The organism is Amycolatopsis sp. NPDC024027, assembly GCF_040638975.1.
GTDB lineage: Bacteria > Actinomycetota > Actinomycetes > Mycobacteriales > Pseudonocardiaceae > Amycolatopsis.
Map to the genome: position 1 here is coordinate 1 of NZ_JBEZYY010000035.1, position 12864 is coordinate 12864.

Below are 12864 nucleotides of genomic sequence, written 5' to 3' on the forward strand. Positions count from 1 at the left end.
CGCCGCACAACTTCCCTCGCCGGCGCCGGGACCCGCCGTCGTCCCCCACCTCCCGCCACCCACGCCCCGCCCGGCCACCACCGGCCCGGTTTCCGCCCGCGCCGCCCAGCCCGGCTCCCCCGCGCACCGCCGCGGCCGGTACCGGGCGTCCCCGATCCGATGGAGGTGAGCACGTGGTCCAGCGGTACGTGATGTCCATCGACCAGGGCACCACCTCCACCCGGTGCATCCTGTTCGACGCCCGCGGCCGGCTCGTCTCGGTCGTCCAGCGCGAACACCAGCAGCACTTCCCCCGGCCCGGCTGGGTCGAGCACGACGCCACCGAGATCTGGCGGAACCTCTCCCGGATCGTCCCCCAGGCGCTCGCGGACGCCGGGGCGACCGCCGGGCAGGTCGTCGGGCTCGGCATCGCCAACCAGCGCGAGACCACCGTTCTCTGGGACCGGCGCACCGGCAACCCCGTCGGGCGGGCGATCGTCTGGCAGGACACCCGCACCGACGCCATGCTCGAACAGCTCGCCCGCGAACCGGGCGCCGACCGCGTGCGGCAGCTGTGCGGCCTGCCCCTGGCCACGTACTTCTCCGCGCCGCGGATCCGCTGGCTGCTCGAACGCACCCCGGGGCTGCGCGAGCGCGCCGAACGCGGGGACGTCCTCTTCGGCACCATCGAGAGCTGGCTGATCTGGAACCTCACCGGCGGCGCCGAGGGCGGCGTGCACGTCACCGACGTCACCAACGCCTCGCGCACCATGCTGATGAACCTGCGCACGCTCAACTGGGACGACGAGCTCCTCGAGTTCTTCGACGTCCCGCGCGCGATGCTGCCGGAGATCCGGTCCTCGACCGAGGTCTACGGCACCACTTCGCGGGTCGTCCCCGGCATCCGGATCGCCGCCGCGCTCGGCGACCAGCAGGCGGCGCTGTTCGGCCAGACCTGCTTCGCGCCCGGCGAGGCCAAGTGCACCTACGGCACCGGCAGCTTCCTGCTGCTCAACACCGGCCCGACGCCGGTGCTGTCCACCCACGGCATGCTCACCACCGTCGGGTTCAAGATCGGCGACGAGCCCGCGGTGTACGCCCTCGAGGGGTCGATCGCCGTCACCGGGTCGCTGGTGCAGTGGTTCCGGGACGGCCTGGAGCTGATCGGCAGCGCGCCCGAGATCGAGACGCTGGCCAGGACGGTCGAGGACAACGGCGGCTGCTACATCGTGCCCGCGTTCTCCGGCCTGTTCGCGCCGCACTGGCACAGCGAGGCGCGCGGGGTGATCGCCGGGCTGACGTCGTACATCACGAAGGGCCACCTGGCGCGGGCGGTGCTGGAGGCGACCGGCTGGCAGACCCGCGAAGTCGTCGACGCCATGAACGCCGACTCCGGGCTCGCGCTTTCGACGTTGAAGGTCGACGGCGGGATGACCGCGGACAACCTGCTGATGCAGTGCATCGCCGACGTCCTCGACGTGCCGGTGGTGCGTCCGATGGTGGCGGAAACGGTCTCACTCGGCGCGGCTTACGCGGCGGGGCTGTCCGTCGGGTACTGGCCGGACCTGGAAGGGTTGCGGCGCAACTGGCACCGGGCCGGCCAGTGGCTGCCGGCGATGGACCCGGCCCGCCGCGACTCCGAATACGCGCACTGGCGCCAGGCGGTGGAGCTGACGTTCGGCTGGATGCGCCCGGCCCCGGCCGCGGCGGCGCCCGGTTCGGACCTGGTCGAGGTGCTGCTGGCCGACCACCGCCGGTTCGAGCAGCTGCTGCGCGACCTGCGCAACTCCGAAGCCGACCGGCCCGCGCTGGTGGCGGAGCTGGCGGCGTTGCTGGTCGCCCACACGACGGCGACCGAGCGGATCGTCCGCCCGGCCGCGCCGGGCGAACCCTTCGCCGACGACCTGCTCGCCGTCCTGGAGGGCGACGACTTCGAAAAAGCGTTGCTGCGCCTGGAGAACGCCGTGGATGCGCACGTCCGCGGCGAGGAACGCGGGCTGCTGAACGAGCTGCGCCGGAGTATGTCCACTTCGGACCGGACGGGGCTGGGCCGGGCGTTCGTCGCCGAACGCCGCCGCCAGCTCGACCTGGACTGCGGTGCGGCGGAGCACATCCGCGGCCTCGGCGACCGGCTGAAGCTCTGACACTGCCATCCGGGTGAAGCCGGGCCCGAACCCTCCTCCGGCACGGGCGCCCGGGAGAAGACTGCGGGCACCGATTCGCCACTGGAGGGAGCACTCGTGTCCGCAGCCGCCGACCAGGCCTTGCTGTCCCTGTCCACCCCGGCCGGGCTCGCCGATCCGTACCCGGTCTACGCGCGGCTCCGCGCGGAGACACCGGTCTTCCGCAGCGAAGTCTTCGGCGGCTGGGTGCTCAGCCAGTTCGCGGACTGCCAGCAGGTGCTCGCCGACGGCGAGAGCTTCCGGGTCCTCGACGCCCAGTGGCGCGACCGGCACCGGCCGGGCTGGCGCGACAATCCCGCGATGACGTTGCTGGCCGCGCTCCTGCCGTGGAAGAACCCGCCGGAACACACGCGCGAGCGCCGCCTGCTCGTCCGCGACTTCACCGTCCGGCGCGTCCAGGAGCTGGAGCCCGCCGTCCGCCGGGCCACCGACCGGCTGCTGGACGGCTTCGCCGACGCCACGGCGGACGGAACGGCGGCGGAGTTCGTCGGCACGGTCCTCTACCCGCTCGGGATGGCCGTGATCGGTGACCTGGTCGGCGTCCCCGAAGCCGACCACGACCGGCTTCGCCGCCTCACCGACCTGATCGGCAGGCAGGTCAACCCCGCGATGCCGGCCGAGCTCCGCGCCGAGGTCGACGCGGCCGCCGTCGAATTCCGGGCCTACTTCACGGAGCTGATCGCCCTGCGGCGGAAGGAACCGCGTGCCGACCTGACGTCCGCGCTGCTGGCCCGGCCCACCGCCGAGGCGGAGCTGATGTCGGAGGAGGAGGTGCTCAACTCCCTCCTCGTGTTGTTCGGCGGCGGCTACGAGACCACCGCCGGCGCGCTGGGCAACGGCATCCACGCGCTGCTGACCCACCCGGAGCAGTTCGCCCTGCTCGCCGGCGATCCGGGGCTGGCGGCCGGCGCGGCCGAGGAGATGCTGCGGTGGGACGGCGCCGCCCAGATGAGCCAGCGCGCGGCCACCCGCCCGGCGGTGCTCGACGGCCGGGAGATCCCGGCCGACGACATGGTCGTGCTCCTCACCGGCGCGGCGAACCGGGATCCCGCGCGCTTCGCGGACCCGGACCGCTTCGACATCACTCGCGACGGCGGCCGCGGCCTGTTCTTCGGGCACGGCCTGCACCTGTGCCTCGGCGCGGCCTTGGCGCGCCTCGAGATGACCGTGCTGCTCGAACAGCTGGGAAAGCGGTTTCCGGCGCTGCGGATCCAAGGCGAGGTGCAGCGCCGCCCCAACCCGGCGCTCCGCGGGCTGGCCGCCCTGCCGCTGACCCGGTGACCCCGGGCCGGCGACGAGTGGGAGTTCATCGAGCCGTCTGCCGATCGGCGAGTACGGCCCGTACCTCGAGCATCTCCGCCGGCAGTTCGAGGGCGTGATCCGGCGGTTCAAGACCGGCGCGGACAGGCGGCCGACAGCCACAGTTCACCCCAATGCTGAAGCAGATCCGGGTCCGTGGGCCCGTCGGCCGCCGTGTCGTGCGCTACGGACGGACGTAAGGCCGGGTCATGACCTCCATGTTGTGACCGTCCGGGTCGTCGAAGTAGGCGCCGCGACCGCCGAACAGATCGTTCACCCGGCCGGGGTCGGTGTGGCGAGGGTCCGCGTAGTAGGTGACCCCGACCGCCTCCAGACGGGCGATCACGGCGTCGAACTGCTCGTCGGGCACGAGGAAGGCGTAGTGCTGCGCCTGGATCGGCTCGTCCCTCTTCTCGTAGTAGTCGAGCGTCACGCCGTTGCCGAGGTCGACCGGCAGGAACGGCCCGAACGGTGCGCCGACTTCCAGGCCCAGGATCGCGGCGATGAACTCGGCGGACAGGGAGCGGTCGCTCGCGTAGACAGCCGTGTGGTTCAGCTGGACGCCGGCAGGTGGGTATGGCTGGTGGTAGGACATCAGTGGGGTGTCTCCGGTCTCGGGATCCGTTCGAAAGACGCCGTACGTGGGCGCCGGAAGCTGAAGACGCGGAGAAGGCGGCGGGCCTCTGGCCCGCCTCGGGTTCACGCCGAGGCCGGGAAACTCACTCGTGCATGGCTCAAGGCCGACCCGGCAGTCACGCGACCGACCTTAGTGATCACCGCAGCCGAGGGCAACATCGTTCCCCGGCCGCAGATCGAACGGCTGTCTCTGGTGATCACGCGCGCTAAACGCCCTTGAGGCAGCGGCTGCTCTCCCGCACCACCAGCTCGGCCTCGACCGTTCCCCACGCCGGCACCGCCACGCCGTCGATGCGCGCCGCCAGGGTGGCCAGCGTGTGGCGGCCCGCCGCCAGGTAGTCCTGGCGGACCGTCGTCAACGGCGGGGCGAAGTACGCCGCCTCGGGGACGTCGTCGAAGCCGACCACGTGGGCGTCGCGCGGCACTCGCATGCCCGCCTCCGCGAACGCCGCCACCAGTCCCAGTGCCATGTGGTCGTTCGCCGAAAACACCGCGCCCACCCCGGATTCGACCGCCAGGGACTGGCCGGCGCGGAAACCCGAGCGGGCGGACCAGTCGCCGCGGACCACCGGGGGGACCTCCGCTCCGTGGCGTTCGAGCGTCTCGCGCCAGCCGCGTTCGCGGGCGCGGGCCACCGGTCCTTCCTCCGGGCCGCCGAGGTGCCAGACCGTCGGGTGGCCGAGTTGCAGGAGGTGCTCGGTGGCCTGGCGCGCCCCCGCGTACTGGTCGGTGGACGCCGCGGGCACCAGCGGGATGCCGGCGACCGGTGCCAGCTCGGCGAGGAGGTGCCCGTCGAGCACCACGATCCCGGCCACCCCCTGCAGCTGCAGGCCGGCCACCGCGGCCAGCACCGCCGCGCCGCTGTTGACCGAGACGCTGAAGACGCTCAGCACGGAGCCCTGCTCGCGGGCGGCCGCGCGCAGGCCGTGCAACACCGGGCCCGACGCCGACGCCCCGGTCGCGATCACCCCGAGCGTGCCCCGCCGCTGGAGGGCCCGCGCGCGGAGCGGGCCGTCGGGACTTTCGTCGTCCACGGGCATGCGTAGATGTTAGCGATCACACCGGTAGACGTGAACTTCGTTCACCTTCCATAAATAACGAAACGATAACGGCGGAATCGCGGCTTGAACCGACCCCGGTCCGCGGCCGTTCCCCCCAATGCCGGAACCAGTGACACCGGGCGGGTCCCCCGCGACCCGGTGCTCACTCCCCGGGTTCCGCGCGTCTCCAGCCCGGACACGCAGGCTCCCTTCAGCGTGCCCGGAAAACCGAACGAGGTGAACATGGCCCGGAATACTTCCCGCACCCCCGCCACGGGCAGACATCGCATCACCCGCCGCACGAAGATCGCGACCGGTGGCCTGGCGCTCGCGCTGGCCGTCGGCGGCATCGTCGTCGCGACCACCGCCGGCCGCACCGGCGAGGCCAGCGCCGACGAGGCCGACCCGTCGTTCTTCCTCGACATCGCGAAGGTCCCATCGGGGGTCAACGTGAACAAGGCGCTGCAGCAGAAGGGCGCCCGCGGCACGTTCACCGTGGACTGTGGCCGCAACGAGAACCAGCACTTCAACCCCGACAACTTCATCGCCCAGCCCGGCATCAAGAACGGTGCCCAGCACCTGCACGACTACGTCGGCAACCTCTCCACCAACGCCGACTCGAACAACAAGAGCCTGGTGAAGGCGGGCACCACCTGCAAGAACGGTGACAAGTCGGCCTACTTCTGGCCCGTCGTCCGCATCGACACCGGCGACGCCGAGAAGAACCCGCCCGCCACGCAGCCCGACCGGGCCGGCAGCGCCAAGGACAAGGCGAGCGCCCAGGTCGACTGCCCCGACGTCGCGAGCAAGCTGCCCGACGTCCCGGACCAGGCGATGGACGAGGTCAACCGCAACCTCGACCTGCTCGACACGCAGATCGACGAGGCCAACAAGCGCATCGCGAACGGCGATCTCAAGACACCGCAGGACATCCAGAACGCCGTGGTCGGGCCGCTCAAGGACAAGCGCGCGGCCACCATCGACCGGATCGCCATCGCGATCGGCCGCCGGGCCGCGAAGCCGACCAACCTGGGCGGGCTCGCGCAGTGCGCACTCAAGCAGAACGGCAAGGGCGGGATCGACAACGGCGGCCAGAACAGCAACGGCCAGCCGGCGGAACTGCCCGGCGTCAACGACAAGAACGAGGTCGGCGACAACGACGGCGAGATCCAGCGCGTCCAGTCGGCGACGATCACGTTCACCAGCGGTGGCGCGAGCAAGGTCGTCGCGATGCCGCAGTTCCTCCGCATCCTCTACGGCGACGCCAAGCAGAGCACCAACGGCCCGGCCAACGCCCGGCCGAGCTGGACCTGCACCGGCTTCGAGGACCGGCTCACCGACCACTACCCGATCTGCCCGCAGAACAGCAAGGTCGAGCGCATCCACGCCTTCCCGAACTGCTGGGACGGCAAGAACATCGACAGCGCCAACCACCGCACGCACATCGTGTTCGCCGACCAGCAGGGCAAGTGCCCCAAGGGTTTCCAGAACGTGCCGCAGCTGGTGATCAAGCTGGTCTACAACATCCCGCACGACATCCAGGTCAAGGGCCAGTACAAAGTGGACGCCTTCGCGCAGGAGAAGCACAACCCCCGCTCGGACCACGACGACTTCGCCAACGTCATGGGCCAGCGCCTGATGAACCAGGTCGTCAACTGCATCAACACCGGCAAACGCTGCAACCAGTGACAGGTCAGGACGGCCGGGTCCAGGTGACGGTGTCCGTCAGCACCCGGCCGTCCTGCACGCTGGTGGCCCGGACGACGTTGGGGCCCGGCTGCAGGGCGACGCCCGGCCAGACGGCGATGTGGTCGTCCGGCACCCGGGTGCCGAGCGGGACGCCGTTGACCGACAGGCTCACCGGCGCGGTGCCGGCGTAGACCTTGACGTCGGTCGCCGCGGTCGTCCGGACGGTGTCCCGGGCCGAAGTGATGTGCAAGACGGGCCGGTCCGACCAGTTGGCCTGGTACCAGAAGTAGGCGTCCTTCCGGGTCACCCGGTCGTCGGTGACCAGCCCCTTGTCGTTGATCCCGGGGCGATCACCCTCGTTGCGGCCGTCCGAGGCGAAGTCGAACATCACCCAGACGAAGCTCCCCCAGAGGTAGGGCCGGGCCTCGATCGCCCGCCACGACGCCTCGGCGACCTCCGCCTGGTACTCCTCGGGGTGCCAGTGCCCGCCGGGCGCCGGCGGGACGGGGTGCTGCTCGTGCTGCCGGACGCTCGCACCGGCCCCGTACTCGGAGACCGAGATCCGGCGCCCCGGATCGGCCCGGTGCAGGTCGTCCGCCCACTTCCCCAGGTTGTCCGCGCCCGGCAGGTACCAGCCGTAGTAGCGGTTGTAGCCGGTGAGGTCCGCGTGCCCGGCGAGGGCGTCGGTGTCGGACAGGCAGCAGTGCGCGTACGTCGTGAGCCGGTCCGGGTCGTCGGCGCGGAAGACGTCCTGGACCGCGGCGAGCACGGCGTTGGCGGCCGGGCTGGAGACGTATTGCTCGTTGCCCAAGCCCCACATCGCCACCGACGGGTGGTTCGCGTTCTGCCGGACCAGCTCGTGCGCCTGGGCCGAAGCGTTGGCCGTGAACGCCGGGGAATCGGTGACGAAGCCGACCAGCGGCACCTCCGTCCAGACGACCAGGCCCAGCCGGTCGGCGAGCTCGTACTCGCGGGGCGAGTGCTGGTAGTGGGCCATCCGGACGGCGTTCGCGCCCAGCTCGGCGATCAGCCGGTAGTCGGCGTCGATGTCGGCGTCCGACACCGCGGCGCCGCGGTCCGGGCGGCTGGGCAGCTGGGTGTTCACCCCGTGCAGCGGGTACGGGACGCCGTTGAGGAAGAAGCCGCCGTCCGGATCGGCGGCGAACGTGCGCAGTCCCAGCGGGACGGTCACCGCGTCCCCGCCCGCCTCCGCGGTGACCGAGTACAGGTAGGGGTCCCGCACGCCGTTCCACCGGTGCGGCCGGATGACGCGCAGGGCAGTGGTCACCGGGACCGTCCGGCCGGGCTCCACGGTCACCGCACCCGCCGAGACCGCCACCACGCGGCGCGCGGCGTCCCGGACCAGGGTCCGGACGGGAATCCGCCGGGGCACCGCGGTGTCGTTGGTGACCCGGGTGGTCACCGAGAGGTCGGCCGCCGCCGCGGTGAGCGCTTTCTGCCGCACGGTGACACCCGGCCCGCCGTAGTCGAGCGCGTCGACGTGCACCGGATCGGTGACGACGAGCCGGACGTCGCGGTAGAGGCCGCCGAACAGGGTGAAGTCGCCGTCGAGCGGGGCCACGTCCGCGGTCTTGCGGTTGTCGACCGCCACCGCCACGGGGACGGTTTCCCCGGGGCGGGCGAGCCCGGTGATGTCGAACCGGAAGCCGGAGTAGCCGCCTTCGTGGCGGCCGGCGCGGCGGCCGCCGACGTAGACGTCGGTGACCAGGTTCGCGCCGTCGAACTGCAGGAACACCCGCCGGTCCCCGGCCGGGACGGCCACCCGGGTCCGGTACCACCCGACGTCGCGGCGGTAGTTGCCGCCGCCGTCGGAGCCGTCGGCCGCGTTCCAGGTGTGGGGCAGGGAAACCGGGGTCCAGGACGAGTCGTCGAATTCGGGAGCCGCGGCGCCCGGGACGTCGCCGAGGTGGAACCGCCAGCCGGTGGCCAGCACGGTGTCGGTGCGGGCGCGGCCGGGTGCCGCCACCGCGGCCGGAACGCAGAAGCCGCACAGCAGCAGGGTGATCAGGGCGAAGACGAGCCGACGCATGCCCGGGACTGTCACAGCCCGCCCGGCCGCGGGTCAATGCGGTTCGAGGACTTCGAAAACGCCTTCCGACGAAGGTATTCACCCACACGAAGAGGGGGCCTCTCCCGCACCCGGGAAAGGCCCCCTCGAACGACACCCGGCTCAGGAAGCCGCGCGCCGCTTCGTCCAGATGTCGTAGGCCACCGCGGCCAGCAGCACGACACCCTTGACCAGCATCACCCGCTCGCTCGGGGCGCCGATCAGGGACATGCCGTTGTTGATCACCGCCATGATCAGGCCACCGGTGATCGCGCCGACCACCTTGCCGACGCCGCCCTGGACGGCCGCGCCGCCGATGAACGCCGCCGCGATCGCGTCGAGCTCGAAGTTGACGCCCGCCGTCGGGCCCGCCTGGTTGAGCCGGCCGGCGAAGATGATGCCGGCCAGCGCGGCCAGCACGCCCATGTTGACGAAGATCCAGAACGTCACCTGCTTGACCTTGACGCCCGAGAGCGTCGCGGCCTGCAGGTTGCCGCCCACGGCGTAGATGTGCCGGCCGAACACCGACTTCCCGGCCACCAGCGAGTAGCCGAGCACCAGCACCGCCAGCAGGATGAGCACCCACGGCAGGTTCTTGAACCGCGCCAGCTGCACGACCAGCGCAAGCACCAGCACCGCGATCCCGGCGATCTTGAGCACGAAGACTCCGAACGGGTCGACGTCCTGGCCGTAGCCCATCCGCCCGGCCCGCTTCCGCCACTGCGTGAACACGATCCCGGCCACCGCGGCGACGCCGGCGAGCACCGACACCAGGTCGGCGCCGCCGAGCGGACCGAGGGCGATGTTGCCCAGGTAGCCCGAGGTGAAGCCGTTCGACAGCGTGCGGATCGCGTCCGGGAACGGCCCGATGCCCTGGTTGCCCAGCACTGTCAGGGTCAGCGCCCGGAACGCCAGCATGCCGGCGAGGGTCACGATGAACGCCGGGATGCCGAAGTAGGCGACCCAGTAGCCCTGCCACGCGCCGATCGCCGCGCCGACGACGAGGGTGATCAGCACGGCCAGGAACCACGGCACGTGCGAGTTCACCATCAGCACCGCCGACACCGCGCCGGTCATCGCGACGACCGACCCGGCGGACAGGTCGATGTGCCCGGAGATGATCACCAGGATCATCCCGATCGCGAGGATCAGCACGTAGCTGTTCTGCACGATGATGTTGGAGATGTTCTGCGGCTCCAGCAGCGCGCCACCGGTGAGCACCTCGAACAGCACCACGATCAGCGCGAACGCGACGTAGATGCCGCTCTGGCGCGGGTTGATCGAGATCCTCCGCTTGGAGCGCTCAACCGGGGGCACGGCGGGCCGCGCTTCGGTCGTGGTCATTCCCGTTCCTTAGTCATGTACTGCATCAGCAGTTCCTGAGTGGCTTCTTCGCGCCGGGCCTCGCCGGTGATCCGGCCCGCCGAGAGCGCGTAGATCCGGTCGCAGAGCCCGAGCAGCTCCGGCAGCTCGGAGGAGATGACCAGGACGGCCTTCCCCTGGGCGGCCAGCTCGTTGATGATCGTGTAGATCTCGAACTTCGCGCCCACGTCGATGCCGCGGGTCGGCTCGTCCAGGATCAGCACGTCCGGATCGGTGAAGATCCACTTCGCCAGCACGACCTTCTGCTGGTTGCCGCCGGAGAGCTTCCCGGTCACGCTCTGCACGCTCGGCGCCTTGATCCGCAGGTCCCGGCGGTATCGGTTGGCGGTGTCGTGCTCGGCGTGCTCGTTGACCCAGCCGCGCTTGGCCAGCTTGCCCAGCCCGGCCGCGGACACGTTGCGCTGGATGTCCTCGATCAGGTTGAGCCCGTACCGCTTCCGGTCCTCGGTGGCGTAGGCGATGCCGTGCCGGACGGCCTCCTGCACCGACCGGACCTCGATCTCCTGGCCGTGCTTGAGGATCCGGCCGGAGATGTCCTTGCCCCACGACCGGCCGAACACGCTCATCGCGAGTTCGGTGCGGCCGGCGCCCATCAGCCCGGCGAGGCCGACGATCTCCCCGCGCCGCAGCGAAAGCGACGCGTGGTCGACGACGACCCGCCCGGCCTGGGTGGGGCTGTGCACGGTCCAGTCCTCGATCCGCAGCACCTCTTCGCCGATCTCCGGCTCCCGCGGCGGGAACCGGTGCTCGAGGTCGCGGCCGACCATGCCGGTGATGATGCGCTCTTCCGTCAGCCCCGCCGCGTCGAGCGTTTCGATCGTCTTGCCGTCACGCAGGATCGTGACGGTGTCGGCGATCGCCGTCACCTCGCCGAGCTTGTGCGAAATGATCACGCACGTGACGCCCTCGTCCCGCAGCCCGCGCAGCAGCTCGAGCAGGTGGGCCGAGTCGTCGTCGTTGAGCGCCGCGGTGGGCTCGTCGAGGATCAGCAGCTTGACCTCTTTGGACAGTGCCTTGGCGATCTCGACGAGCTGCTGCTTGCCGACACCGAGTTCCTGCACCGCCCGCGTGGCGTTTTCGGCGAGGCCGACGCGCTTGAGCAGCGCGCCGGCCTCGTGGTTGGTGCGGTTCCAGTCGATCCAGCCGCGCTTCTGCTGTTCGTTGCCGAGGAAGATGTTCTCCGCGATCGACAACTGGCCGCACAGCGCGAGTTCCTGGTGGATGATCACGATCCCGCGCCGTTCGCTGTCGCGCACCGACCCGAACTCGCACCGCTGCCCGTCGAAGGTGATCTCGCCGTCGTACGTCCCGTGGGGGTAGACGCCCGAGAGCACCTTCATCAGGGTGGACTTCCCGGCGCCGTTCTCCCCGCAGATCGCGTGGATTTCCCCGCGGCGCACGGAAAGAGTGACGTCCGACAGCGCCTTGACCCCGGGGAAGGTCTTGGTGATCCCGCGCATGCCGAGCAGTTCGGTCATTTCAGCTGACCTGCCGTGTAGTAGCCCGACTCGACGAGTTCCTTCTCGTAGTTGGCCTTGTCCACGGTGACCGGCTGCAGCAGGTAGGACGGGACGACCTTCTTGCCGTTGTCGTAGTCCTTGGTGTTGTTGACCTCGGGCTTGCCGCCCTTGAGCACCGCGTCGGCCATCTTGACGGTGGTGTCGGCGAGCTTGCGGGTGTCCTTGAAGATCGTCGAGTACTGCTCACCGGCGATGATGGACTTGACCGAGGCGACCTCGGCGTCCTGCCCGGTCACGATCGGGTACGCCTGGCCGCCGGTGCCGTAGCCGTTGCTCTTCAGCGCCGACAGGATGCCGATCGACAGGCCGTCGTACGGCGAGAGCACGCCCTGGACCTTCGCGCCACCGGTGTAGGTCTTGGTGAGCAGGTCCTCCATGCGCCGCTGCGCGGTGGCCGGGTCCCAGCGCAGGATGGCCGCGCGGGCGAAGTCGGTCTGGCCGCTCTTGACGACGAGCTTGCCGCTGTCCATCAGGGGCTTGAGGACGGACATCGCGCCGTTGAAGAAGAAGGTCGCGTTGTTGTCGTCCGGCGAACCGGCGAACAGCTCGATGTTGAACGGGCCCGCACCGTCACCCAGGCCCTTGACCAGCGAGTTCGCCTGCTCGACGCCGACCTTGAAGTTGTCGAAGGTGGCGTAGTAGTCGACGTTCGGTGAATTGCGGATCAGCCGGTCGTAGGCGATGACCGGGATCTTCTTGTCGGCCGCTTCCTGCAGCTGCGTGGTGATGGCGGTGCCGTCGATCGAGGCGATGACCAGGAGCTTGGCGCCCTTGGTGATCTGGTTCTCGATCTGGTTCACCTGGGTGGGGATGTCGTTCTCGGCGTACTGCAGGTCGACCTTGTAGCCGAGCTTCTCCAGCGCCGACTTGATGTTGTCGCCGTCGTGGATCCAGCGCTCCGACGACTTCGTCGGCATGGTGACGCCGACCAGGCTGCCCTCGGCGCTGGCGCCGGGCGCGGCCGTCTGGTCCGCGGTCTTCTGGCTCGAACCGCACGCCGACAGCGTGAGCGTGAGCCCCGCGACAGCGATCGCCGCGATTCCTCTGGTGAACTTCATCGTTCTTTC

The 12864-nt window shown here is 70.5% G+C and carries 9 protein-coding genes; 3 read left to right on the plus strand and 6 right to left on the minus strand.

Annotated features, from left to right (window positions below):
* Positions 1-173 precede the first annotated feature (173 nt).
* A complete protein-coding gene (glpK, locus tag AB0F52_RS46875; protein ID WP_360185534.1) occupies positions 174-2123 on the plus strand; it encodes a glycerol kinase GlpK in 1950 nt (649 codons plus the stop codon).
* A gap of 96 nt (positions 2124-2219) precedes the next feature.
* Positions 2220-3443, plus strand: coding sequence for a cytochrome P450 (locus tag AB0F52_RS46880; RefSeq protein WP_360185537.1), 1224 nt, complete (start codon positions 2220-2222; stop codon positions 3441-3443).
* Positions 3444-3645: 202 nt separating this feature from the next.
* Here the strand turns inward: AB0F52_RS46880 and AB0F52_RS46885 are convergent, their stop codons facing one another.
* Both AB0F52_RS46885 and AB0F52_RS46890 read right to left on the minus strand, forming a co-directional pair.
* On the minus strand, positions 3646-4056 hold the full coding sequence (locus AB0F52_RS46885; RefSeq protein ID WP_360185540.1) for a VOC family protein: 411 nt from the start codon (positions 4054-4056) through the stop codon (positions 3646-3648).
* Positions 4057-4303: 247 nt separating this feature from the next.
* On the minus strand, positions 4304-5137 hold the full coding sequence (locus AB0F52_RS46890; RefSeq protein ID WP_360185543.1) for a substrate-binding domain-containing protein: 834 nt from the start codon (positions 5135-5137) through the stop codon (positions 4304-4306).
* A 243-nt stretch (positions 5138-5380) separates the two neighbouring features.
* On the opposite strand from AB0F52_RS46890, the gene AB0F52_RS46895 reads away from it, so the two are divergent.
* Entirely contained in the window at positions 5381-6826 is a 1446-nt protein-coding gene (locus AB0F52_RS46895; RefSeq protein ID WP_360185546.1) for a DUF1996 domain-containing protein, read from the plus strand.
* Positions 6827-6830: 4 nt separating this feature from the next.
* Here the strand turns inward: AB0F52_RS46895 and AB0F52_RS46900 are convergent, their stop codons facing one another.
* The 4 genes from AB0F52_RS46900 to chvE all read right to left on the minus strand — a co-directional run bounded on the left by AB0F52_RS46900 (position 6831) and on the right by chvE (position 12855).
* Complete coding sequence (locus AB0F52_RS46900) at positions 6831-8876, minus strand: glycoside hydrolase family 2 TIM barrel-domain containing protein (RefSeq protein ID WP_360185549.1); 2046 nt, start codon at positions 8874-8876, stop codon at positions 6831-6833.
* A 141-nt stretch (positions 8877-9017) separates the two neighbouring features.
* The gene (gene mmsB / locus AB0F52_RS46905) at positions 9018-10238 is read right to left on the minus strand and encodes a multiple monosaccharide ABC transporter permease (RefSeq protein ID WP_360185552.1); all 1221 of its coding nucleotides are present in this window, start codon (positions 10236-10238) and stop codon (positions 9018-9020) included.
* Positions 10235-11755: a multiple monosaccharide ABC transporter ATP-binding protein gene (gene mmsA, locus AB0F52_RS46910; protein WP_103339094.1), complete on the minus strand. Its 1521-nt coding sequence runs from the start codon at positions 11753-11755 to the stop codon at positions 10235-10237. The genes mmsB and mmsA overlap by 4 nt, the downstream gene beginning before the upstream one ends.
* Entirely contained in the window at positions 11752-12855 is a 1104-nt protein-coding gene (gene chvE, locus AB0F52_RS46915) for a multiple monosaccharide ABC transporter substrate-binding protein (protein ID WP_360185555.1), read from the minus strand. Before chvE ends, mmsA begins: the two co-directional genes overlap by 4 nt.
* Between the last annotated feature and the right edge of the window lie 9 nt (positions 12856-12864).